Here is a 23,671-nt window from a genome sequence, read left to right as displayed (position 1 = left end):
AATTCCTATGGCAGTTCAATACAAAGCCCTGGTACTGGGCGAGCTGATGACGAATTGTTACATCGTCTACGATGATGTGACAAAAGACGCCATGCTTATCGATCCGGCATGGGATTATGACAGGATTGACCGCGAGTTGACGAAGCTCGGCGTGACGCTTCGCTTTGTCTTTCTCACCCACGGCCATGCCGATCACATCGGGGCGCTCCAGGAAGTGCGCAACTATAAAGATGTTCCCGTTTATATCGGCAGGGGGGATGTTGAACTCATTTCCAATTCGCGGAATAATCTGTCCGCCTTTTTAGGCAGGAATATCAGTATCACTTCACCGGAGCATATCCTCTATGACGGAGAAGAAATTACACTCGGTACATTGCACTTTACCGTGCTCGAAACGCCGGGACATACGCCCGGCGGCGTCTGCCTGTACGGTGAAGGCCTTGTTTTTTCGGGGGATACGCTGTTCCAGTATTCTGTCGGCAGAACGGATTTTTACGGCGGCGATTCGCATCAACTTATAGAGAGCATCGAAACAAAGCTCATGCCTTTGCCCGATGACACCGTTGTTCTGCCCGGTCACGGACCGGCTACGGAAATTGGCCTGGAACGGCGCAATAATCCTTTCCTCACGGGAGGCTGGTAGGGTGATTAACAATAAAAAAACGGAATTCCGGCTGCGCGTTGTCCTGACGATCCTGGCCGCATTGCTCTTCTTTGCCGTGAAAGAAGTATATTGGCCGGTCATTGTGTCTCTTATCATAACATTTATCCTGGCGCCGGTACGGGATGTCATTCAAAAGGGTCTGACCCGGTTCGTCCATCGGAAAATCCCCGTGGATATTTCCATCCTCCTGTCCTTCGTCGTTCTCATCGGCGTGCTTGTTATTATGACGAACAGTATTGTCAAGCCGTTAATCAGCCAGTTGAAGCTGTTGGACAATAATTTCAGCACGATTGTCGGACGGACGTATGAACTCGTCATTCAGCTGGAAAGCGATCAGGCGCCGTTTTATATTCCCGACCAGGTAAAGGCGATTATCAATGAAACCTTTATCAAAATCAGCAATTACGGTATTGACGGAGTGACCAACCTGGTGAAATCCGTCTTTGTCATAGCCGGCACGGTTGTAGAATTCTTCGTCGTCCCTTTTATTACCTTCTACTTTATGAAGGACGGCACGAAGATGATGAATGCCTTTGTCGGCATCTATCCGGAGGAGTACAGGCGTCATTTGCACGCATACTTCAGTGAACTCCACCATGTGCTCAGCCGCTACATTCGCGGGCAGCTGCTCATGAGCTGTATCATTGCCACCCTTACATCTTGCGGCATGTGGCTCATGGATGTGCCGTATCCGCTGGTCATCGCCCTTATTGCGGCGATTACGGAGTGGATTCCCGTCATCGGCCCTATTGTCGGGGCCGTACCGGCGATTCTTCTCGGTGCGACCGTAAGCCCGGCGCTTGCGCTCAAGGTGCTCGTTTTCTATGTTATTGTCCAACAGCTTGACGGACATCTGATCCTGCCGCAGGTCATGGGCAAGGTCATCCGTATCCATCCTGTTGTGATTGTTATTTCTTTATTGATCGGCGGCACCCTTTTCGGTGTGGCCGGCATGATTCTGACGGTGCCGATGGTAGCTGTCCTGCAGGTAACGTCCGAACACCTATGGTTTTTCAGCTCGTACAGAGAAAGGATGACGAAAGAAAATGGAAAAAACTAAAGAAGATGTAATGGAATTAATGATGAAGCGCATGAAAGACAAAATCAGAGACAAAAAGTACAAGATGACGTCGCAGCGGCAAGTCGTGCTACGTGCTTTCGTAGAAAGCACGGCGCGTCATTTAAGCGCGGAAGACGTATTTGAGCTCGTCAAGGTTACGGCTCCGGACATCGGTCTGGCTACCGTGTACAGAACGCTTGACCTCTTTACGCAGATGGATCTTCTGAAAAAGCTCGATTTCGATGACGGCTGCAGCCGTTATGAGTTAAATGACTGCGAAGAAGACGGCCATTTCCATCATCATCTTATTTGCCTGGACTGCGGCAAAGTCTGGGAATGCAAGGATGATCTCCTGGAAACGCTGGAAACGATTCTGGAAAAACGTCTCCATTTCCATACGGTCGATCATCAGCTCAAAGTATACGGCTATTGCGAAGAATGTGAGGCGAAGCGTAAAGCTCAGGGCCTGGACGGCGGCCTGCCGATATAGAGGGCGCGGAACGTGTCTGAGCGGACGAAACGCTACGTATATACAGGACCTGACGACTATCACGGCTTTGTCGGTCAGGTCCTGACGTATTTAGGGTATACCCGTCATGAAGACGGCCCGCCCATGGCGGACGTGCGGATTGACGAGAACGCGGACGGCGCGGCGCTTACCTGTTCTTTCAGAGATGAAGCGGGACGGGAGCGGCGCTTCGAGCCCCAACGGTTCACTCGTAAAAGTGAGCTGAAAGAATTACTCCTGTCCCGGTACCGCGAAGGGACGGGGGCGGCCGCTTCCGTGTGGGGCGTTTTGACAGGGGTCAGGCCGACCAAACTTGTCCACCGCCTTTTTGATGAAGGCGTGCCGGCTGATGAAGCCGTACACCGGTTGCAGCGTTGCTACGGCGTAGCGCCGGATACGGCGGCGGAACTTGTGGCCGTGGCCGCGGTCCAGCGGCCCTATGTCCTTGAGACAAAGAAGAAGACGGCCCTCTATATCGGCATCCCTTACTGTTCCAGCCACTGCTTGTACTGTTCTTTCCCGTCCCGGTTGATTGGCGCGGAGACGGTTTCCCGATTACATGACTTCGTTGCCGCCGTTACGGCCGATCTGGAGGCGGTAACGCGCCTTGCGGCAGAAGCGGGGCTGGAAATCGGTTCCGTTTATGTCGGCGGCGGTACGCCGACATCATTGCCGGTAGACGCTTTGGCGCCTATCCTGAAAGCCGTAGAGCCGCTTGTCGGGCCCGGTACGGAATGGACCGTTGAAGCGGGGCGTCCCGATACGGCAACTGACGCTAAACTTGCCTTATTACGCCGCAGCGGCGTCACGCGTATCAGTATAAACCCGCAAACGATGCAGCAGCGGCTGCTTGATACATTGTCCCGGCGGCACAGTGTGGCTGATATATATGCGATGTTCGCGCAATGCCGCAAGTTGGGTTTTCCGATTATCAACATGGACTTCATTGCCGGTCTGCCCGGGCAGACCGTGGCGGATATGGCTTCAAATATGGAAGCTGTTTGCCAACTGAGGCCTGAAAATGTTACAATTCATACGTTGGCATTAAAGAAAGGCGCCCCTCTTTTCCGGCACCCGTTACGGGCGGAAATCCCGTCTGAAAAAACGGTGGAAGAGATGCTGGCGCTCACGAGAACCGGCCTTGCCGAGTTGACGTATACGCCGTATTATCTGTATCGGCAGCAGTACATGGCCGCCGCGTTTGCCAATGTCGGCTATGCGCTGCCGAAGACGATCAGCGCATATAATATAGAAATGATGGCGGAACGGCAATCCGTCCTGGGCGTCGGTCCGGGCAGCGCCACGAAGTTTGTCGTACAGGGGAAAAAGTTGGAGAAAATGTACATGCCTAAAGATATAGGGCAGTATATCCGGGCACTGCCGGAACGGATAGAAAGGCGGCGGTACTTGTGCGCCGCCGTGTATGAAGGAGTGAATTCAAAATGACTATTACCGCGCCCAGAGGCACACAGGATTTCCTGCCGGAACAAACGGGGGATTGGCAGAATTTGGAAGCGAAGATCAGGGACGTCTGCAGCCTTTACGGCTGCGGCGAAATACGTACGCCCGTATTTGAAAGTACGGAACTCTTTTTGCGCGGCATCGGTGAAACGACGGATGTCGTAACCAAAGAAATGTATACCTTTGAAGACCATGGCGGCCGCAGTATGACCCTTCGTCCGGAAAATACGGCGTCCGTCGTGCGGTCTTTTTTGGAACATAAATTGTACGGTGACGGGAAAATCCATAAATTCTACTATATGGGGCCCATGTTCCGGCATGACCGCCCTCAGGCGGGACGGTACAGACAGTTTAATCAATTCGGCGTTGAAGAGATCGGCTCGCAGGATCCGGCGGTCGATGCGGAAATCATCGCCCTGGCCCTTCAGCTTTTCCGTGAGCTCGGCTTACATGACCTCGTTCTGCATTTGAATTCTGTCGGCTGCCCGGCATGCCGCCCCGTTTATCGGCGGAAACTCCTTGAATTTTTTGCAGGCAGGCGCGCCGGGCTCTGTGAGGACTGTCAGTCCCGTCTCGACAGGAATCCCCTGCGGGTGCTTGACTGCAAGGAGGATGGGGCTCGTATGCTGTCTGCCGGGGTGCCGCTCATTACGGATTACCTCTGTGCGGAATGTAAGAGCCATTTTGAGAAGGTGCAGGCCTATCTGACCGAGGTCGGTATCCCGTTTACTCTCGATCCGCGCCTTGTCCGCGGCCTTGATTATTACACGAAGACCGCCTTTGAAATCATGTATGCGCCCCTGGGGGCGCAGAGCACGGTTTGCGGCGGCGGCCGCTACGACGGGCTCAGCGAAGAGCTCGGCGGCCTGCCTGCGCCGGGCATCGGCTTTGCCGTCGGCATGGAACGGCTCCTGCTTACCTTGAAGGAGCAGGGCCTTCTGCCGCCGGTTAAAAAGCTGCGCCCCGTATTCATTGTAGCGCTCGGTGACACGGCCAGAGAAAAAGCCTTCGGCCTGCAACAGGCGCTGCGCGGTAAAGGGCTGTATGCGGAAATGGATATGGCGGGGCGGAGCATGAAGGGGCAAATGAAGGCCGCCGACAAAGCGTCTGCCGATTTCACGCTTATTATAGGCGCAGAAGAATTGGCCGCCGGCCGCGCGCCGGTGCGGAATATGGAAACCAAAGAACAGGAAACCGTTCCGTTTGCGGAGATTGTTGCATATATTGAAAGACAGAAGAAGGGATGAGTGTAATGGATACAATGTTGGGTTTGCAGCGCTCCCATTAACTGCGCGGCAGTAACGGAAGCGGATCGGGGTAAGGAAGTCGTGCTTTGCGGCTGGGTGGAGCGGCGCCGCGATCACGGCGGGCTTATTTTCATTGATTTGCGTGACCGTACGGGTATCGTGCAGGTAGTCGCGTCGCCGGATTATGAGCGGGCTTCGTTTGCTGAAGCGGAACAGGTGCGCACCGAGTATGTGCTTGTTGTCCGCGGTGTTGTCCGCATGCGTGATGAAGCGACCGTCAACAAAAAAATGAAGACCGGCACCATTGAAATCCGCTGTGAAGAACTGCGTATTTTAAACACCTCCAAGACACCGCCCTTTTATATTGAAGACAATATCGACGTGGATGAAAAAATCCGGCTGAAATACAGGTACCTTGACCTTAGGCGCCCGGAAATGCAGCGTAACCTTATGATGCGCCATAAGGTCAAGCACGCTATGCGCGATTTCCTGAACGAGCACGGGTTTATCGATATTGAAACGCCGGAACTCTGCAAGAGCACGCCGGAAGGGGCACGCGACTATTTAGTGCCGAGCCGCGTCAATGAGGGGAAATTTTACGCCCTGCCCCAGTCGCCGCAGATTTTTAAACAGCTCCTCATGATCTCCGGTATGGACCGGTACTATCAGATTGCCCGCTGCTTCCGCGATGAAGACTTACGGGCGGACCGGCAGCCCGAATTCACACAGCTCGATATGGAAATGTCCTTCATGGATCAGGAAGATATATTGCAGCTGACGGAAGGATGATCGGCTATGTTTTCAAAAAAGCGCTTGACTATGACATTAACGGCCCCATTCAGCGCATGACCTGGGATTATGCCATGGAAAACTACGGTTCCGATAAACCGGACCTTCGCTTCGATATGAAGTTCCATGATATTACGGCACTCGTTAAGGATACGGAATTCAAAGTGTTCCGCAATGTCATCGAAGCGGGCGGGCAGGTTAAGGCCATCAATGTTAAGGACTACGCCCGGATCCCCCGTCGTGAACTTGACGGCCTCGTAGAATATGTCGCCGCGTACGGCGCAAAGGGCCTGGCCTGGATCTGCTTTACGCCGGACGGGTTGAAATCTCAGATTGGGAAATTCCTCGGCGAAGAAACGCTTAAAGCTATAGGCAGGGAATGCGGCAGTGAAACGGGCGACCTCGTCCTCATGATTGCCGATAAACCGGCTGTCGTGGCGGCGGCTCTCGGCGAACTCCGCAAAGAAATGGCCCGCCGTACGGGCAGTATTGATGAAAATGCCTTTGCTTTCACGTGGATTATTGATTTTCCCATGTTTGAATATAATGAAGAGGAGAAACGGTATACGGCCGTGCACCATCCCTTCACGGCCCCCCGTGAGGAAGATCTGGATAAACTGGAAACGGATCCGGCGCGGGTTTACGCGAAAGCCTATGACCTCGTCCTGAACGGCGTGGAATTGGGCGGCGGTTCCCTGCGTATTTATCGGCCCGATATTCAGCAGCGCGTATTCAAGGCTGTCGGCCTCACGGCGGAGGAGGCGGAACAGAAATTCGGCTTCCTGCTCAGAGCGTTTGAGTACGGCGCTCCGCCTCACGGCGGTTTGGCATTCGGATTGGACCGTATGATCATGCTGATGCTTCAGCGCAAGTCCATCCGCGATGTCATCGCTTTCCCGAAGACCCAGAACGCTATCGACCCCATGAGCGAGGCGCCGTCACCGGTTGCGCTCAGACAGCTGCATGAGCTGCATATCCGGGTCGAAGAAGATTTGGTAAAAAAATAACGGCCCCAACGGCTGCAAACAATAAGTCCCGCCGGCGGAAGCACGGTTCGCCTTCCGCCGGCGGGACTTATTTGTTGCCGCAGGGCCGTAGCTGAAAATACGGCTGTTGCGGCACAAATATATTACCGTAAACAGTCGAAAATGATACATAATTACCGATATTGACACAAAGGAAAGTTTATATTATATTGATAGTGTTATTCATTACTGATTATATTATAAAAGGGGGATTACTGTGAATACAATGAAATGCCCGTATTCAAAAAGGATAATTACCGCTTTGGCGGTAATTGCCTGCACTTGCGGCATGAACGCGGAGGCGGCGTCTGTCGGAAATCTGGTTGCAAGTGATTATTATAACTTATATTGGGGCGGCTCTTATAATGATGTGACCAAGACCGGCGGTTCATATAATACGGCTTTGGGCAGCGGGACGTCTGCAGGTATGTCTGTAACAAAACGATATGACGGGGAATATGAGACCACGACGGCTCAGACGTATCAGTACGGGATGGCCTGGGGAAAAGAGGCGAGAGCGGCCAATGATGCAGCCACCGCTTTCGGCCATAAAACGGTAGCCACGGGAAAAAAAGCTACGGCTTTCGGTGAGAAGTCCGTCGCGTCCGGACAGGCGTCAACGGCCTTCGGGCAGATGACGGAGGCGTCGGCCGACAATGCGACCGCTTTCGGCTATAAGACAAACGCGTCGGGCAAGGCATCTACCGCCTTCGGGGCGCAGAACACCGCGTCCGGACAGAGTGCCGCCGCTTTCGGACAGAACAATAAGGCGACCGGCGAGGCGGCGACCGCCTTCGGACAGGATACGGTTGCAGGCGGCAGATCCGCCGTCGCTATGGGAGAATTTTCCGACGCGGCCGGAAACAACTCCCTGGCCGCTTTGGGCGGTCGGACCCTGGCTGCCGCAACGGGATCCGCCGCCGTCGGTAACGGCGCCGTAGCGGCCGTGGAAAATACCGTGGCCCTGGGCAGCGGCTCACGTGCCGACCGCGAAGCCGGCAAAGACGGCTATTTGAAATCGGCGGCCCGGACCGGGGCGGCCTGGACGTCCACGGCCAATGCGATTTCCGTAGGAAATGTGAACGGTACGGACGGAAGCGGTAATCCCGCTCCCGTAACGCGGCAGATTACGGGAATCGCCGCCGGCTCGGAAGATACGGATGCCGTTAACGTGGCGCAGTTAAAAGCTGCCGTCGCGGGGGCTTCCGCCGTAAAAGCGGGCAGTAACATCAGTGTCAGTGCGGATAATACGGTTTCACTGAAAGACGATGTATATCTGGGCGGCAATCATGATGCGGCGACGAGCAATATCCATCTCAACGGGAATGACGGCACGATTACGGCAAACGCCAAGGGCGGCATGTTCCAGCCTTCTAAAACCATGGAGTTTAATAAGGACGGGCTGACCGTATCGGGCACGGACGGTTTAGGAAACAATACGGGCAAGACGACGACGGTCAAAGACGGCGTTGTCCGGGTCAGTGACAAGTCTCTGGCGTCCGAACATTACACGGAGATTGACGGCGGCACCGTCCGGACGGAGATTTTAAAGGTAAATCCCGATACGCAAAGCAGATTGAAATTTGACGGAGGCGGCTTGGCCACCAATGTCGGGGACAGCGCTCTTTCCGTCGATAAGAAATATATATACCAAGCCGTTGACGACGGCAGCGGACGCAGCAACAGCATGAAGATCGAAAAAACGGTCACGACCTTTAAAGCTGCCGGTATCGCGTCGGCGGGAACCACGACCATTGAAGGCAAGAAAGTCACCGCCGGGGATGTCGTCATCAACGGGGAAACGGGACAGTCCACGATCAAGGGGCTGACCAATAAGACGCTTACGGCGCCCGACTTTGCGAAGGCGGGCCGTGCGGCGACGGAAGAGCAGCTGAAGGTCACGGATGATAAAGTGACGGCTCTTGACGGCCGTGTCGGGACGCTTAACACACAGGTAGGAACGCTTAATACACAGGTAGGAACGCTCAATACGCAGGTAGGAACACTTAATACGCAGGTAGGAACACTTAATACACAGGTAGGGACACTTAATATACAGGTAGGGACACTTAATACACAGGTGGGGACACTGGATACGCGCGTCACCTCCCTGGACGGCCGGATGGATTCCGTAGACGCCCAAATAGGCACTCTGAGCGGTCGGGTTGACGGCGTAAACGATCGCATCAATCAGTTGGACGGCAGGATCAATAAGGTCGGGGCAGGGGCGGCCGCTTTGGCGGCGCTGCACCCTCTTGATTATGATCCCGCTTACAAATGGGATTTTGCCGCAGGCATGGGGAATTACCGCAATGCCAATGCCATGGCTATCGGCGCGTTTTACCGTCCCAATGAAGTGACCATGTTCAGTCTGGGCGCTTCCATAGGCGACGGCGGCGGTATGGTCAATGCGGGCATATCGCTTAAAGTGGGGCCCGGCGTTAACGGCGGGACGACGCGTTCCGGACTGATGAGCAAGGTGCAGGATCTGACTGCCGAAAACAAGGAGCTGAAAGCCCGTGATGACGCGCAGGATGCTCTTATCAATCAGCTGCGCCGGGAACTGGAAGCGCTTAAGGACGATTTGCGCAAATAAAGCCCGAACGGCGGGGCATAACGGGAACAACCGCGCGTTACCCCCGGAGGGACTGTGTTGTCACAGTTTCTCCGGGGGTTTTTCGCAGGTAGCGGCATTACGGCGCGCAATGTGATATACTGTTACGTAACGTACGGAGAATATAATGCTGTCCGGGCCGTATCTTTGGGTTATCGCTGTACGGGAGGAGATTTTTTGAATATATCGTATGTAAAAGCCGATCCCGGCGGGAATACGACAATTCTTGTGTTGGACGCCGTCCCGGCGTCACGGCGCGCCGCCGTTGCCGGGGCGATCCTCACCTGCCCGGACCTGGCGGCCGAACAGGTGGGATATATCCGTTTTCCGGCCGGGGCGGAAAACGGCGTGCGCATCGACATGATGGGCGGGGAATTCTGCGGTAACGCGGCCCGCTCGGCGGCCGCCTACGCCCTGTCTCTGTCGGGGCGGGAAAAGGGGCGGTACGACGTGTCCTGTTCCGGCTATGAGGGCCTCTTGACGACGGTTGTTGAACGGACCGGGAACCGAACGTACAAGGTCTGTATCGACATGCCCCTGCCGAAGAGCATTACGGCTCTCCGCATTCCCGTAGACGGTAAGCCGGAACGCTTTTTTCGCGTCGATCTGCCGGGGATAACACATTTCGTCCGGATCCTGGACGGTTCGGGGGAGACGGATAAAGAAGCGTACTGGCGGGCTGTGAAGGAATATACGGCAAACGGCCGCTTTGATGCGTTCGGTCTCATCCTCTTTAATCGGGAAACCCGGTTTATGATACCGGCCGTTTATGTGAGCGGCACGGATACGCTTTATTGGGAGAACAGCTGCGCTTCCGGGACGGCAGCTCTTGCCGCCGTCCTGGCTTGTGCAGCCGGTACCGGGACGGCACTGCGCGTTAACCAGCCGGGCGGCGCGCTCCTTGCGGCGGCGCGTCTGAAAGGAGGGCGGCCGGCGGCACTGCGGTTGAGCGGTACGCTCACCCTTTCAGAGAAAGGACAAAGAGAAATCTGACATTCCGGATTTATTGACAGAAAAGCCTGTGCAACTATATAATGATACAAGGTTATGTAACTGACGGAAGTGGAACAACCACGGGGAGCATAATCATGTTTCGAGCCGACCGTCTGGGCTGAGATTCCGGGCAGTGTCGGCATTTTTTATGCCGTTGCCCCGTATTGGTTAGGAGAGAGGGACTATGACAACTATGGCAAGCGATATCGAGATCGCGCAGCAGACCGCGTTAAAGCCGATTACGGAGATTGCCGCGCAAATGGGTCTGACGGAAGACGATTTGGAGCTTTACGGCAAGTACAAAGCAAAAATTTCTTTTGCCGCCGTTAAACGGATGCAGCAACATGAAAACGGTAAACTCGTCCTGGTAACGGCTGTCAACCCGACTCCGGCCGGAGAAGGGAAGTCCATGACAACGGTCGGTCTGGCGCAGGCGTTTAACCTTCTCGGAAAGAAGGCGGTTGCGGCCATGCGCGAACCGTCTCTCGGCCCCGTCTTCGGGATCAAGGGCGGCGCCGCCGGCGGCGGGCATTCCCAGATCCTGCCGATGGAAGATATCAACCTTCATTTCACGGGGGATATGCATGCCGTTACGGCGGCTAACAATCTGTTGGCCGCCGCTATTGACAACCACGTTCACCAGGGCAATGAACTGCGCATCGATGTGCGCCGCGTCATCTGGAAGCGGGTTCTCGATATGAACGACAGGGCGCTGCGCCATACCGTCGTCGGCATGGGCGGCAAAACCTGCGGCTTTCCCCGGGAAGATCGGTTCATGATCACGGTGGCTTCGGAAATTATGGCCGTACTTTGCCTGGCCGATGATCTCACGGATTTAAAACGCCGCATGGCGAATATAACGGTGGCTTATGATCTGGACGGCAATCTCGTTACGGCCGGCCGGCTCGGTGTTGCCGGCGCCATGGCGATTCTCATGAAAGACGCGATCAAACCCAATCTTGTACAGACGACGGAAAATACGCCGGCCCTTGTGCACGGCGGGCCGTTTGCCAATATTGCCCACGGGTGCAATTCCGTCATAGCTACGAAGCTAGCTATGAAAACGGGGGATATTGCGATTACGGAAGCCGGTTTCGGCGCCGATCTGGGGGCCGAAAAGTTTATGGATATTACCTGCCGTTTTGCCGGCATCAAGCCGGATGCGGTCGTTATAGTCGCCACCGTCCGTGCCCTTAAAATGCACGGCGGCGTAAAAAAAACGGACTTGCAGGCGGAAAATACGGACGCCGTGAAAAAAGGCTTTGCCAATCTGGCGAAACATATTGAAAATATGCGTAAATTCGATGTGCCCGTGGTCGTCGGGATCAATCGCTTCCATACCGACACGGCGGCGGAAATTGCCTGCCTTACCGCATTATGCCGCAGTTATGGCGTTGAAGCGGGCGTGAACGACTGCTGGGCCGAAGGCGGCGAAGGCGGCAGGGAAGTTGCCGAGATCGTGCTCCGTTTAATGGAAGGCCCGAAGACACCGTACAAGCCCCTGTATGATGCGGAGGCGTCCATCCCTGAAAAGATGAAGAAGATCGTCACGGAAATTTACGGCGGCAAAGACGTTATTTTTGAAACGAAAGCGGCCAGACAGGTTAAAGAGCTGGAAGCCTTCGGTTTGGATAAAATGCCTGTCTGCGTCGCGAAGACGCAGTATTCCCTTTCGGACAATGCGGAGCTTCTCGGTGCGCCTGAGGGTTTTGTCGTCACGGTCAAAGATGTCCGCGTCTGCACCGGGGCGGGGTTTATCGTCTGCGAGACAGGCAATATTATGACTATGCCGGGGCTGCCGAAGGTGCCGGCTGCGAACAGGATGGATATTGATGAAAACGGAAATATTACAGGACTTTTCTGAGCGGCGCGGGCTGGAAAATTTAAAAATAAACGAGTTTCTCGAAGCGGCCGCATCGGCGGATCCCGTCCCGGGCGGCGGCAGTATTGCCGCTTTAACGGCCGCGTCGGCGGCGGCTCTTATTGAAATGGTGGCTAATTTGACGGTCGATAAAAAGAGCTATGAAGCGGTACACGCTCAAATGATGATTATCAAGTCGCAGCTTCCCGTGCTGCGTCAATCCTATCTGCGTGCCGTCGATGAAGACGCGGACGCGTTCTCGGCGCTGATGGACACGTTGCGTTTGCCGAAAGAGGAAGCGGGCAGGGCGGAAAAGGTACAGGCCGCGTTTATGCGGGCCGCGGAGGTGCCTCTCGCCCTGGGGCAGGCCGTTTTCCCCCTCCTCGGCATGGCCAGGACCGTTGTCGCCGACGGCAACGCCTGGGCCATTACGGACGGCGTCATCGCGGCCATGAATGCACGTTCCGCCATGCGTGCGGCCTTTTACAGTGTGCGCGTCAATTTGCAGTCTGTTGAAGATGCGGCGTATGTGTACCGCACGCTGGCCGTTATGGCGGACTATGAAGACCGGGCGGATTATGAGGAACGCCTTATTGAGTCCATTTATAAAAAAAGACGGTAAAGGAAGCGGCGGCAGCGCCGCTTCCTTTACCGTACACAGTTCAATCCGTTTCCGGACAGTTAACGACCGGACGGCCGGTTCCTTTTCCGGGGCCGCGCCTGCCGCGGTGAAAGCGAGAAACTTACGTATTTCCGCCTCTCCGGCGAATGGGTAAATATTCCCGTATTCGGCGTAAACGTCCCGGAAGTCGCGCAGGTGAAGATTGGCATACGTACGGCCGTAGACGGCAAAGCAGGAAGGGCAGAGCGTAATAAAGACCGCTTCTTCTTCATGCTCTCCCGCGTCGTCAAAGCCGCAGCAGCGGGTGTATAGCGTAATATTGCCGAAGAGCCCGCGCAGATAATCGTATATTTTCCGGATCATTTCCGGTTCCGACCGTAAGAGCCTGCACCCCGGCGCAAAATAGATCGGATATTGTGTCAGGTTGTCCAATGTGTCCATGTGAAACGCCTCTTTTGACAGATACCTGTTGTTTTTGAATATATCATAAACGATAGAGATATACAACACGGGCATACGGGGACTGCGGCCCGTAAGAAGGCCGAATATATGGAGGAGGAAGATATATATGGTACACAGTGACCTTCTTCGAAAATATGACAGATTGTGCCGTATCCTGCGTGATCTCGGCAGCGTTGCCGTGGCTTTTTCCGGCGGTGTGGACAGTACGTTTCTCGCTTACGCGGCACATGAGGCTCTCGGCAGCAAAGCCGTCGCCGTAACGGCTTTATCGGCCACCTTACCGGCAGGAGAGCGGCAAGAAGCGAGGGACATGGCGGTAAAAATCGGTATACCCCACGTCCTTGTCCCGTCTTCGGAGTTTGCCGACGAAAATTTTGTCGAAAACCGTGTCGACCGCTGTTATATATGTAAGAAAATCCGCTTTGCGGAGCTCGTCGATTTTGCGCGGGCCAACGGCTATACGTGGGTTGCGGACGGCAGCAATACGGATGATCTGAAGGACTTCCGCCCCGGCATGAAAGCCCTGGCGGAGCTGGCCGGCAGCGTCTGCAGCCCCATGGTGGACGCGGCTCTTGCCAAGGCGGATATCCGCGCGTTATCCCGCCGTTTCGGCCTGCCGACATGGAATAAACAGAGCGCCGCCTGCCTTGCCAGCCGTGTCCCTTACGGGACGGCGCTTACTTTGCACAGGCTGGCGCAGATTGATGCCGCCGAAAACGTGTTGGCTCCTTACGTGAACGGTTCATTGCGCGTCCGTTATCACGACGACGTCGCCCGCATTGAAGCCGGGACGGATGAATTTGAAGCGATTCTGGCGCACCGGGAAGAAATTACGGCGAAAATAAAGGCCGTCGGGTTCACGTATGTCACCCTGGATTTGAACGGATATAAAACGGGCAGTTTGAATGAAACGCCGGACGTGAAGAAAGAGGAACTTAGAATGATACTATCGAAAAAAAAGAAAGACGAAATGCTGCAACGCTTCCAGGATCAATACGGAATCATGAAACCGGCCCTCCTGTACCATTCAAATTTCGAACTGCTCGTGGCGGTTGTCCTTTCGGCGCAATGCACCGACGAACGGGTCAATATTGTCACGGCCGATCTTTTCCCAGCCTACGACAGCCCCGACAAAATCCTGCAGCTCGGCCTGCGCGGCCTGGAAGATAAAATTAAAACATGCGGCCTCTATCACAGCAAGGCGAAAAATATTATGAATACCTGCGCCATCCTCTGCAAGCAGTATAAGGGCGAAGTGCCGCATACCTTCGATGAACTCGTCAAGCTCCCGGGCGTCGGCAGAAAAACGGCCAACGTGCTTGTGAGCGTCCTTTTCGGTATACCGGCTATCGCCGTGGATACGCATGTATTCCGTGTTTCCAACCGGATGCGGCTGGCGACGGGAACTACGCCCGAAGCGGTGGAAAAGGGGCTGCAAAAGGCCATTCCCCGGAAGTGGTGGAGCCGGGCCCATCACTGGCTTATTTGGCACGGCCGGCGTATTTGCAAGGCCCGTAAGCCGTTATGTGAAACCTGCTTTCAAAATGATCTCTGTCCGTCGAGTACGGCCGGGAACAGAAAGAACGGTATTGATTGACAAGGGAAAAGACGATAGAGTAAGATAAAGAGGTCTAAGGCAGAAGAACAGGCAGGAAAAATTTTTCTTCGGCGGAGGTTTATGATATGAATTTACGCTATGTCAAGGGCAGCTATATCGATGAAATTCCCGTAGAAGGCAGGCCCGTCCTATTCGTACTTGAAGGATTGGAAGAAGGGCGCTGTAAAGAAGCCAAAACGTACAGTGAAGCTGTATGGGAGTGGATCTTGAGCCATCGCCTGCGGGTCATGGCGCACGCGCCGCTTCTGGCCAAATTTAAGAACGAGCGGTGGCGCAATGACGGCGAGCCGGAAATTACGGCGGATCAGATCCGCGCGTACCTGGAGCGGATCAATTCCGTTTATGTAACGTATAACGGCGACTTCGATGTCTTTTTTGCGACAAATGAAATATTCGGCGATTATGCTATCGTGATTACGATGAGCAGGGATTATCAGTTTAAAGGCCTGCGCCTTTTATAAAGATTGTGGAAAACATATTTCTGTGCTATAATACAGCAGATACCAGTAGTGAGGTGAACCGACATGGCAAAGCATATTATCACGATTAATACGGAATCTATCCAGAAAACGGCTCAGCACACAGGGTGCAGCGAATGTCAGACCTCCTGCCAGTCCGCCTGCAAGACATCTTGCACGGTAGGCAACCAGGTCTGCACAAAATAAGTTTTCAGGAGGGGACACCCTTTACCATTTTCGGTAAAGGGTATTCTTTTTGTATGGAGGAAACATGATGGAAAAAATCGGACCGATGATCCATAAATATATTCAGAACGGCGTGCATATGCTGCTTGATGTAAACAGCGGCATCATTAATGTCATTGACGCCGTCACGTACGATATACTCGATACATATACGGGGCATAATAAAGAGGCTGTTTACACAGCCCTTGCCGGCAGGTACGGACGTGAAGAACTGACGGAAGCCATGGCCGAACTGGATGAACTCATCAGGGCGGAAATGCTTTTTGCGCCCATGTGTGAAGCCTTTGAAGTCGTGGCCGACGAAAAACCCGTCGTCAAATCACTCTGTCTCAATATCGCTCATGATTGTAATCTGCGCTGTAAATACTGCTTTGCCTCGCAGGGGGATTATGATACGCATAAACGCGAGCTCATGAGCTTCGATGTCGCCAGGGCGGCCGTTGATTTTCTCATAGCAAGCTCCGCCGGCAAACGGCGGCACTGTGAGGTCGACTTCTTCGGCGGCGAACCGCTCATGAATTTTGATGTCGTGAAACAAACGATTGCCTACATCCGGGAACAGGAAAAAATCCATGACAAGGTATTCAAGCTGTCCCTGACGACAAACGGTACGCTCCTCGACGAGGCTAAAATCAAATACCTTACGGACAACCGCATCAGCCTGATCCTCAGCATGGACGGCCGTGAAAGCGTACATAACCGTATGCGTCCCGATGCGGGCGGGCGCGGTTCATATGCCGCGACGGTGAAAAATTTAAAGAAAGCCGTCGCCCGGCGCAACGGTGAAGAGTATTATGTGCGGGGCACGTATACAAAGTATAATCTTGATTTTGCAACTGACGTGGAACATATGGCGGACCTCGGCTTTGAAGGACTCTCCATGGAGCCTGTCGTCGGCGACGATCTGTCTTATGCTATTGACGCGACCGATTTGCCGCGTGTTTATAAAGAATATGAAGCCCTGACCGACCTGTATCTGGAGCGGTATTTCAGCGGGAATCCGATTGTCTATTACCACTTTATCATGGATCTTTACAGGGGCCCGTGCATTGCCAAACGTCTCCGCGGCTGCGGTGCGGGACATGAATACATGTGCGTCGTGCCGAACGGGGACATTTATCCGTGTCATCAGTTCGTCGGGCAGGAAGCGTATATTGTCGGCAATGTGTACGACGGCATTACCGATACCGTCCTGCCCCGGCGTTTCCGGGATATGCACGTTCTCAACAAGCCGGCATGCTGCAAATGCTGGGCCAAATTTTTCTGCAGCGGCGGCTGTCATGCCAATAATATCAAGTATGGCGGCAGTATGGAAACGCCTTATGAGATGGGCTGTCAGATTCAGAAAAAACGCATTGAATGCGCCATGTATATTCAGGCCGTCATTGCCATGAAAAAGGCCGAAGAAAGGCGGGCCGTGATAAATGAGTAAGCTGCGGATTTTTCTCTGGGTTGTCGTTTTCGGATATTTATTATATGCAATTAATAAAGAAGGAATGTCGGCCCTGCTCGGCGGGCTCCTTATCCTGGCCTGCACCACCGTACTCATGCAGCTTTGGCTGCATAGCGATAAACGGCGGAAACTGCGTGATAAATACGGTATGGATGACGATGAAAAAGAAAATAATGAGTAGTATTTTTAAAATGCACTAAAAAGGTTGACTTTGCGAAAAGGTTGGAGTAATCTAAGTGTAGCAAAAAATGAGAGTTAAATGTTTATACAGGAGTGATACGCAATGAGTGAATTATTACGAGTGGAAAACCTTAAGGTAACCGTGGAAGGAAAGGATATTCTTAAGGGACTCGATCTGGTGATTAATAAAGGTGAAATACATGTGATCATGGGTTCTAACGGCGCCGGTAAGTCAACTCTGTTTCATGCGATTATGGGGAATCCCGCATACCGCATAACCGGCGGCAGGATCTATTTTGAAGGCGCCGATATAACGGATATGCCGGTTAACGAGCGTGCCAAGCTCGGTATCTTCATGGCTTTTCAAAATCCTATCGCCGTACAGGGGATCAGTGTGGAAAATTTTATCCGCAATGCCAAGAGCACCGTTTCGGGAGAAACACAACGCATTATGCCGTTCCGCAAGAAGCTGCGCGCGCAAATGGATCAGCTCCTGATGGACAAGTCCTATGCCGAACGGTACGTGAACGACGGTTTTTCCGGCGGTGAACGGAAGAAAACGGAAATTCTCCAGATGTGTATGCTTGAACCGAAGCTGACCATGCTTGACGAAATCGATTCCGGTCTGGACGTCGATGCGGTCCGCGTTGTTTCCGGAACGGTTTCCCGGTATCACGACGCGGGAAACGCGGTCCTTATCATTACGCATCACAGCGAAATTTTGCAGTACTTAAAACCCGATTTCGTGCACATCCTTCTGGACGGCAAAATTGTCAGGACCGACGGGGCGGCTCTCATCGGTGAAATCGAAGCCCACGGATATGACATCTACAGGACGCGGTTGCAATAGGAGGCGCAGGATGGCTGAAGAAACAAGACTGGCCCGGGAACGGGAAACGATTAATGCCTTTTCCGATTTCGGCAATGTATATAACTTTAAGAAAGATTTCAACTATGCTTATAAGACGGAAGCGGGCCTTACGGAAGACATCGTCCGGGAAATTTCCGGGCAAAAGGATGAACCGGCCTGGATGCTCGAAGAACGCCTGAAGTCCCTGGAGCTGTTCTATACCATCGATTATCCCGACTGGGGGCCCGATATCAGCGAACTTCAGATGGATAATATTATTACGTATGTACGTCCCGATGCGGGCCTGAAAGCCGATTGGAGCGAAGTGCCCGAAGACATTAAGGATACGTTCGATCGTCTCGGCATCCCCGAAGCGGAAAAGACATCCCTTGCCGGCGTCGGCGCGCAATATGATTCGGAAGTTGTGTACCACAGTATTCAGGAAGAACTGGTCAAGCAGGGCGTCGTCTATACGGACTTTGACACGGCCCTGAAAGAGCATGAAGATATAGTACGGAAGCACTTCATGAAACTCATTCCGCCGACAGATCACAAGTTTGCGGCTCTCCACGGCGCCGTATGGTCCGGCGGCTCCTTCGTATATGTTCCCGCCGGCGTGGACGTGAAAATCCCGTTGCAGAGTTATTTCCGTCTGAACGCCCCCGGGGCCGGCCAGTTCGAGCACACGTTGATCATCGTGGAAAAAGGCGCGAAAGTGCACTTCATCGAAGGCTGTTCCGCGCCGAAGTACAATGTCGCCAACCTGCATGCCGGCGCTGTCGAGCTCTTCGTCGGTGACGAGGCGACGTTGACGTACTCGACGATTGAAAACTGGTCGAAGAATATGTACAACATGAACACGAAACGGTCCGTCGTCGGCAAAAACGGTACGATGAACTGGGTAACCGGCTCTTTCGGTTCGCATACATCCTGTCTCTATCCGATGACCATCCTCCAGGGCGAAGGCGCGCACTGTGAATTTACCGGCGTGACTTTTGCCGGTAAGGGCCAGTTTCTGGATACGGGCTCGAAGGTGGTGCACAATGCGCCGCATACGACGAGCAATATTGATTCGAAATCCCTTTCCAAGAGCGGCGGCGTTTGTATTTATCGCGGCGCCGTCATCATCAACGAAAAGGCGGAAGGTGCAAAATCAAACGTCAGCTGCGAATCGCTTATGCTGGATGAAATTTCTCAATCCGACACGATTCCCGCGATTATCGTCAAAAACGATAATATCGACCTGGGCCATGAAGCCAAAATCGGCCGCATCTCCGATGAGGCCGTTTATTACCTGATGAGCCGCGGGCTCAGCGAAGAAGAGGCGCGGGCCATGCTGGTCCGGGGGTTTGTGGAACCCGTTTCGAAAGCGCTTCCGCTGGAATATGCGGTGGAAATGAATAATCTGATTAATCTGGAACTGAAAGGTTCATTGAAATAGGGGAGGGTAATGAATGAGTAAAGAACTGTACAACGAACTGCCTCGTCCTACCTTCCGCTGGATGAAGGTCAATCACCTGGAATTGGAACGGCAGGAAGCGCCGTATCTTCCGTCCGTCGACATAGAAAACCGGACGGTCGGCGATGTGACCGTTTCTTTTTATCAGGGGAACGGCCTTGACGATTTGGGTGATTTTGCCGGGGCAAGCGGCGAATCGCTGCGCGACGCCTTGAATCACAGCATGAACGGGTGTTCCGTCACGGTTCCCGAGGGGGCTAAAGGTTCCGTGCGCCTGACGTATAACGTAAGCGAAGCCGTTCCCTATCTTGCGGCGCAGCTGAAAATTGAAGCGGCCGCCAACAGTGAGGTGGAAGTATATCTTCTTTTTGAAGGAGATGCAAAAAACGGCGCCGTAAATATTGCGGAATACATTGAAGCGGCGAAAGGCGCTAAAGTGACCGTAAAAAAAGTGCAGTTCAACGGCGAACATGTACGCCATATTGAACATCGCTATGTCCGTTCCGGGGAAAACAGCGATGTCCGCTATGTAAATGCCGAATTGGGAAGCCGGGCGGTTATTTTGTATTACAAGACGGATCTTGACGGCGCCGAAAGCAAGTTCGGCAGCCGCGCCATGTACATCGGTCATGATGAGCAGGTTCTCGATTTTTCATATTGGGTGGCGCAGAAAGGCGAAAAATCACATGCCGATATCCTCGCGACCGGTGCCCTTACGGACAGGTCGAAAAAGAATTTTCGCGGTACTATCGATTTCCTGCGCGGCTGCAAAAAAGCGGTCGGTTCGGAAACGGACGAATGCCTGCTGCTGAGTCCCCGGGTACACGCCGTATCGTTGCCTCTTCTGCTTTGCAAAGAAGACGACATGGAAGGGAATCATGCCAGCAGCGCCGGCCAGATTGACAAGGATAAGCTCTACTATCTGATGAGCCGCGGTTTCAGTGAAAAGGGGGCGCAGCTCATTATCGTCGAATCGAACATCCGTCCCGTAATCGACGCATTGGGCGATGCGGCGCTTGCAAAGCGCGTACTTGAAGCGGCGCGTAAAAAAATGCGGGCGCGCGAATAGAAAGGGGATTGCCATGAAAAATATTCGAGAAGATTTTCCTATTCTGAAAAAAATGCATAACAGCCATCGGCTTGTGTATTTTGATAATGCGGCTACGACACAGAAACCGAAACAGGTTATTGACGCGATTGTCGATTTACTGGAAAACCATAACGGCAATCCCCACCGCGGCGCCCATATTCTCAGCGTGGAAGCCTCCCGGCTGTACGATGAGGCCCGTGAAGCGGTACGAAAACTGATCAACGCAAAATACGGCGAAGAAATTATTTTCGTACGCAACGCCACGGAGGGGCTTAACCTGATTGCGCGCAGCTATGCGGAAACCCGGCTGAAAAAGGGCGATAAGATCGTCATTCCCATTTCGGAACACCATGCCAATCTCGTCACCTGGCAGCGCGTCTGTCGGGTGACGGGCGCCGAATTGGTGTACATGTATCTTGACGGGGAAGGCCGCTTTACGGACGAAGACCTTGCCAAGATCGATGAAAAAACGAAGATCGTGTCTTTTGCGGCGGTCAGTAACGTGTTGGGTATGAAGCGGCCCGTAAAAGAGCTGGTCGAACGGGCACACCGTGCGGGGGCGATTGCCGTCGTGGACGCGGCGCAGGCCGTCCCTCACATGAAAGTGGACGTGCAGGACTGGGATTGCGATTTTCTCGTCTTCTCGGGTCATAAAATGCTTGCGTCCGCCGGTACGGGCGTACTCTACGGAAAACGGGGCCTTCTGAATGATATGGAACCGTTCCTTCTCGGCGGTGACATGATCGAATATGTCCGGGAACAGACAACGACCTTTAACGTACTGCCCTTTAAATTTGAAGCGGGTACGGAAAATGTGGAAGGCGCGGTAGCCCTGCATGCGGCTATTGATTACCTGGAGAAAATCGGCTGGGACAATATTGAAGCGCACGAAGAAGGACTGACGAAACGCTGTCTTGACGGTATGAAAAAGCTACCGTATATTCATATTATCGGCAGCACGGATCCCGAAGAAAAAACGGGCGTTATCTCGTTTACTATCGACGGCGTACACCCCCATGACGCGGCGACGATCCTTGACAGCTACGGCATCGCCATTCGTTCTGGCCATCATTGTGCGCAGCCTTACGGCGCGCATATCCACGCGGAAGCGTCGAACCGCGTAAGCTTTTATGTGTACAATACACCGGAAGAAGTGGATTATTTCCTTGAAAAACTGCCGCTTGTCCGTAAACAAATGGGATTTAAAGACTAAGGAGCGACAGCAGCATGGAAATGGATCAATTATATTCCGATATTCTTCTGGAGCATAACCAGGCACAGGCGAATAAACATGAATTGGCGGGAGCGAACCTGTCCGAGCACGGGCATAACCCGAGCTGCGGCGACGACATCACACTGGCCGAAAATTGAAGACGGAATCGTCAGAGATGCGGCCTATACGGGCCACGGCTGCGCGATCAGCCGGGCTTCGGCCGATATGATGATCGACGTTATCAAAGGTAAAACCGTGGAAGAAGCGCTCCGCCTGACGGACCTTTTTCTCAGCATGATTAAGCGGGAAGTGACGGACGAAGACGAGCTGGAAGAGCTGGAAGACGCCATTGCCCTGAAGAATATCTCCAATATGCCGGCCCGCGTTAAGTGTGCGGTCCTTGCCTGGCATACATTAAAGGAAGCATTGGAACATAAAAAAGACAAGCCGGACGGCGGCGAAAATGCCGGTAACGCCTGTAAAGAGGAAGAGCATGAAGGGCGGTGAGCGGAAAGGGGTTGTACGTTACCTGTGGCTAGCCGCGGGCGCCGTCAGTTTCGGGCTGGGTACGGCAGGTACGGTATTGCCGTTGCTGCCTACGGTGCCCTTCTATATGGTGACGTTGTTTTGCCTGGCCCGCGGCTCCGAGCGATTCCATCGCAAATTCCTGAATTCCTCCCTGTACAGAAAAACGGTGGGAGCGTATGAAAAGGATAAATCGCTGACGCTGCGGGCAAAGACGGCTATTCTGCTGTCCGTATCCGCCGTCATGGGAACGGGGGGCTTATTTTTCCCGTCACATACTGCCGGCCGTCGCGGTGATAGCCGTTGTCTGGACAGCGCATGTGATAGCGCTGGTATGTATCGTAAAAACAAAAAAGACGGGTCGCGGCTATCCCGCCGAATAAGAAAAGGAGTTATGAATAAATGTTGGGGGCGGCATCGAAAGGTGTCGCCCCCCAACATTTATCATAGAACCTAAAATAATCAATATACAGAATCTCGCTGTCACTTCTCCCGTGTAGTGAACAGGAGAAAAATATGATATATTACAGCTACCGGTATGAACATGGCCGCAAGCGTGAGGGTTTGGAGGGATTTTATGAACTGCAGCGGACAGAGAGAAAAGCTTTTACTGGGATTGTCCATCTTCTTGGATGTGTTTCTGTATGTTTGCTTTTTTTGCGGTATGGCAATACTCATAGGCGGTTCCGATATGGGAGGCTACATGCTTAGTGTTGCGTTCTTAGGCGGAGCGTTTATAGGCGGTCTGAGTGCGCTCTTGAAGTTAGCGGTTATCGTTTCGGGTTTTCGCAAGGGAAGAGAACGGAATCAGGAATTATTGATTATCGCCGCCTCTTCCTTAGCGTGTTTGTCGGTAATCGGTGCTTTTATGGGCGGTATTTATTATATCGGTAAAGTTATGAGCACGGTAGGATAAAGCGGATGTCCATGGATATACGGAAATCTTTTATATACAAGTACACCCTGTATAGATTTAAGCAGACTTGCCTAAGAAGCAAGGTGTTGGCGGAACTCAGCCAAGAAGATAAAGAACGCATTTGTATGGAAACTGCAAAAAAGACGAGAAAACGGATGTTGTTTATCGGTCTCGTCTATTTCTTTGCCATGTCTTTCCTCAATATGAAAATCGTTTCGGATCCGTCTCAAAATGCGTTTACGCGGTGGTATACGGATACCTTATATTCGCTATATCCCCTGATTGGCAGCCATTGGGGCCTGATTACGCCGGAAGGGAAGGGAGTTGTTTTGCTCGTTTGTATTAAAGCCTTGCCTG

20 protein-coding genes, 4 pseudogenes and 1 riboswitch are annotated in these 23,671 nt (G+C 53.2%); all 24 genes and pseudogenes read left to right on the top strand.

Annotated elements, in window-relative coordinates; genetic code table 11:
- Window positions 1-7 precede the first annotated feature (7 nt).
- Window positions 8-643 carry an MBL fold metallo-hydrolase gene (locus tag HMPREF0080_RS06410; RefSeq protein ID WP_006790533.1) on the top strand — a complete coding sequence of 212 codons (636 nt, stop codon included), beginning with the start codon at window positions 8-10 and terminating at the stop codon, window positions 641-643.
- 1 nt (window position 644) lies between these two features.
- Complete coding sequence (locus HMPREF0080_RS06405) at window positions 645-1,724, top strand: AI-2E family transporter (RefSeq protein WP_006790532.1); 1,080 nt, start codon at window positions 645-647, stop codon at window positions 1,722-1,724.
- Window positions 1,711-2,214: a Fur family transcriptional regulator gene (locus HMPREF0080_RS06400; protein ID WP_006790531.1), complete on the top strand. Its 504-nt coding sequence runs from the start codon at window positions 1,711-1,713 to the stop codon at window positions 2,212-2,214. Before HMPREF0080_RS06405 ends, HMPREF0080_RS06400 begins: the two co-directional genes overlap by 14 nt.
- 12 nt (window positions 2,215-2,226) lie before the next feature.
- Window positions 2,227-3,678, top strand: a complete 1,452-nt coding sequence (gene hemZ, locus HMPREF0080_RS06395; protein ID WP_040347412.1) for a coproporphyrinogen dehydrogenase HemZ — start codon at window positions 2,227-2,229, stop codon at window positions 3,676-3,678.
- Entirely contained in the window at window positions 3,675-4,940 is a 1,266-nt protein-coding gene (gene hisS, locus HMPREF0080_RS06390) for a histidine--tRNA ligase (RefSeq protein ID WP_006790529.1), read from the top strand. Before hemZ ends, hisS begins: the two co-directional genes overlap by 4 nt.
- 5 nt (window positions 4,941-4,945) lie before the next feature.
- Window positions 4,946-6,736, top strand: a pseudogene (aspS, locus tag HMPREF0080_RS06385) (aspartate--tRNA ligase).
- Window positions 6,737-6,980: 244 nt separating this feature from the next.
- Window positions 6,981-9,350, top strand: a complete 2,370-nt coding sequence (locus tag HMPREF0080_RS06375) for a YadA-like family protein (RefSeq protein ID WP_245527247.1) — start codon at window positions 6,981-6,983, stop codon at window positions 9,348-9,350.
- Between the two features lie 195 nt (window positions 9,351-9,545).
- Window positions 9,546-10,361, top strand: coding sequence for a histidine racemase CntK family protein (locus HMPREF0080_RS06370; protein WP_040347431.1), 816 nt, complete (start codon window positions 9,546-9,548; stop codon window positions 10,359-10,361).
- Window positions 10,362-10,407: 46 nt separating this feature from the next.
- A riboswitch (ZMP/ZTP riboswitch) is annotated at window positions 10,408-10,487 on the top strand.
- 67 nt (window positions 10,488-10,554) lie between these two features.
- Window positions 10,555-12,225: a formate--tetrahydrofolate ligase gene (locus HMPREF0080_RS06365; RefSeq protein WP_216436703.1), complete on the top strand. Its 1,671-nt coding sequence runs from the start codon at window positions 10,555-10,557 to the stop codon at window positions 12,223-12,225.
- Window positions 12,194-12,844 (top strand): cyclodeaminase/cyclohydrolase family protein, encoded by a 651-nt coding sequence (locus HMPREF0080_RS06360; RefSeq protein WP_006790523.1) that lies wholly within the window; start codon window positions 12,194-12,196, stop codon window positions 12,842-12,844. The genes HMPREF0080_RS06365 and HMPREF0080_RS06360 overlap by 32 nt, the downstream gene beginning before the upstream one ends.
- Window positions 12,845-13,412: 568 nt before the next feature.
- Window positions 13,413-14,201, top strand: a pseudogene (larE, locus tag HMPREF0080_RS10060) (ATP-dependent sacrificial sulfur transferase LarE); the annotation flags it as partial.
- A 45-nt stretch (window positions 14,202-14,246) separates the two neighbouring features.
- Window positions 14,247-14,903 carry an endonuclease III gene (nth, locus tag HMPREF0080_RS10055; RefSeq protein ID WP_040347428.1) on the top strand — a complete coding sequence of 219 codons (657 nt, stop codon included), beginning with the start codon at window positions 14,247-14,249 and terminating at the stop codon, window positions 14,901-14,903.
- 86 nt (window positions 14,904-14,989) lie between these two features.
- The gene (locus HMPREF0080_RS06340; protein ID WP_006790520.1) at window positions 14,990-15,385 is read left to right on the top strand and encodes a DUF2262 domain-containing protein; all 396 of its coding nucleotides are present in this window, start codon (window positions 14,990-14,992) and stop codon (window positions 15,383-15,385) included.
- Between the two features lie 63 nt (window positions 15,386-15,448).
- Window positions 15,449-15,589, top strand: a complete 141-nt coding sequence (gene scfA, locus HMPREF0080_RS09450; RefSeq protein WP_006790519.1) for a six-cysteine ranthipeptide SCIFF — start codon at window positions 15,449-15,451, stop codon at window positions 15,587-15,589.
- A gap of 67 nt (window positions 15,590-15,656) precedes the next feature.
- Window positions 15,657-17,060: a thioether cross-link-forming SCIFF peptide maturase gene (gene scfB, locus HMPREF0080_RS06335; protein WP_040347406.1), complete on the top strand. Its 1,404-nt coding sequence runs from the start codon at window positions 15,657-15,659 to the stop codon at window positions 17,058-17,060.
- Window positions 17,053-17,262 (top strand): hypothetical protein, encoded by a 210-nt coding sequence (locus tag HMPREF0080_RS06330; protein WP_006790517.1) that lies wholly within the window; start codon window positions 17,053-17,055, stop codon window positions 17,260-17,262. The genes scfB and HMPREF0080_RS06330 overlap by 8 nt, the downstream gene beginning before the upstream one ends.
- Before the next feature lie 102 nt (window positions 17,263-17,364).
- Window positions 17,365-18,111: a Fe-S cluster assembly ATPase SufC gene (sufC, locus tag HMPREF0080_RS06325; protein ID WP_006790516.1), complete on the top strand. Its 747-nt coding sequence runs from the start codon at window positions 17,365-17,367 to the stop codon at window positions 18,109-18,111.
- Between the two features lie 10 nt (window positions 18,112-18,121).
- The gene (gene sufB / locus HMPREF0080_RS06320) at window positions 18,122-19,552 is read left to right on the top strand and encodes a Fe-S cluster assembly protein SufB (protein ID WP_006790515.1); all 1,431 of its coding nucleotides are present in this window, start codon (window positions 18,122-18,124) and stop codon (window positions 19,550-19,552) included.
- 13 nt (window positions 19,553-19,565) lie between these two features.
- On the top strand, window positions 19,566-20,639 hold the full coding sequence (locus HMPREF0080_RS06315) for a SufB/SufD family protein (RefSeq protein ID WP_006790514.1): 1,074 nt from the start codon (window positions 19,566-19,568) through the stop codon (window positions 20,637-20,639).
- Between the two features lie 13 nt (window positions 20,640-20,652).
- Window positions 20,653-21,873, top strand: a complete 1,221-nt coding sequence (locus HMPREF0080_RS06310) for an aminotransferase class V-fold PLP-dependent enzyme (protein ID WP_006790513.1) — start codon at window positions 20,653-20,655, stop codon at window positions 21,871-21,873.
- A 14-nt stretch (window positions 21,874-21,887) separates the two neighbouring features.
- A pseudogene (gene sufU / locus HMPREF0080_RS06305) lies at window positions 21,888-22,380 on the top strand (Fe-S cluster assembly sulfur transfer protein SufU).
- Window positions 22,367-22,781 (top strand): annotated as a pseudogene (locus HMPREF0080_RS06300) (YbaN family protein). The pseudogenes sufU and HMPREF0080_RS06300 overlap by 14 nt, the downstream one beginning before the upstream one ends.
- 194 nt (window positions 22,782-22,975) lie before the next feature.
- A complete protein-coding gene (locus HMPREF0080_RS06295) occupies window positions 22,976-23,314 on the top strand; it encodes a hypothetical protein (protein WP_040347405.1) in 339 nt (112 codons plus the stop codon).
- A gap of 125 nt (window positions 23,315-23,439) precedes the next feature.
- Window positions 23,440-23,671, top strand: a 232-nt coding sequence (locus HMPREF0080_RS06290; protein ID WP_216436701.1) for a hypothetical protein, incomplete at its 3' end; no start/stop codon positions are given.

The sequence above is a fragment of the Megasphaera geminata F0357 genome, from assembly GCF_000239275.1.
Classification (GTDB): domain Bacteria; phylum Bacillota; class Negativicutes; order Veillonellales; family Megasphaeraceae; genus Megasphaera; species Megasphaera geminata.
This window is presented reverse-complemented; position numbering and strand designations above follow the sequence as displayed.

What these genes read in the sequence shown, in the direction of transcription:
- HMPREF0080_RS06315 (WP_006790514.1), top strand. Translation starts at nt 19,566, where the DNA reads ATGAGTAAAGAACTGTACAACGAACTGCCTCGTCCTACCTTCCGCTGG.
- HMPREF0080_RS06310 (WP_006790513.1), top strand. Translation starts at nt 20,653, where the DNA reads ATGAAAAATATTCGAGAAGATTTTCCTATTCTGAAAAAAATGCATAAC.
- HMPREF0080_RS06375 (WP_245527247.1), top strand. Translation starts at nt 6,981, where the DNA reads ATGAAATGCCCGTATTCAAAAAGGATAATTACCGCTTTGGCGGTAATT.
- sufB (WP_006790515.1), top strand. Translation starts at nt 18,122, where the DNA reads ATGGCTGAAGAAACAAGACTGGCCCGGGAACGGGAAACGATTAATGCC.
- HMPREF0080_RS06330 (WP_006790517.1), top strand. Translation starts at nt 17,053, where the DNA reads ATGAGTAAGCTGCGGATTTTTCTCTGGGTTGTCGTTTTCGGATATTTA.
- HMPREF0080_RS06360 (WP_006790523.1), top strand. Translation starts at nt 12,194, where the DNA reads ATGAAAACGGAAATATTACAGGACTTTTCTGAGCGGCGCGGGCTGGAA.
- scfB (WP_040347406.1), top strand. Translation starts at nt 15,657, where the DNA reads ATGGAAAAAATCGGACCGATGATCCATAAATATATTCAGAACGGCGTG.
- HMPREF0080_RS06410 (WP_006790533.1), top strand. Translation starts at nt 8, where the DNA reads ATGGCAGTTCAATACAAAGCCCTGGTACTGGGCGAGCTGATGACGAAT.
- hisS (WP_006790529.1), top strand. Translation starts at nt 3,675, where the DNA reads ATGACTATTACCGCGCCCAGAGGCACACAGGATTTCCTGCCGGAACAA.
- nth (WP_040347428.1), top strand. Translation starts at nt 14,247, where the DNA reads ATGATACTATCGAAAAAAAAGAAAGACGAAATGCTGCAACGCTTCCAG.
- scfA (WP_006790519.1), top strand. Translation starts at nt 15,449, where the DNA reads ATGGCAAAGCATATTATCACGATTAATACGGAATCTATCCAGAAAACG.
- HMPREF0080_RS06295 (WP_040347405.1), top strand. Translation starts at nt 22,976, where the DNA reads ATGAACTGCAGCGGACAGAGAGAAAAGCTTTTACTGGGATTGTCCATC.
- HMPREF0080_RS06400 (WP_006790531.1), top strand. Translation starts at nt 1,711, where the DNA reads ATGGAAAAAACTAAAGAAGATGTAATGGAATTAATGATGAAGCGCATG.
- HMPREF0080_RS06340 (WP_006790520.1), top strand. Translation starts at nt 14,990, where the DNA reads ATGAATTTACGCTATGTCAAGGGCAGCTATATCGATGAAATTCCCGTA.
- HMPREF0080_RS06365 (WP_216436703.1), top strand. Translation starts at nt 10,555, where the DNA reads ATGGCAAGCGATATCGAGATCGCGCAGCAGACCGCGTTAAAGCCGATT.
- sufC (WP_006790516.1), top strand. Translation starts at nt 17,365, where the DNA reads ATGAGTGAATTATTACGAGTGGAAAACCTTAAGGTAACCGTGGAAGGA.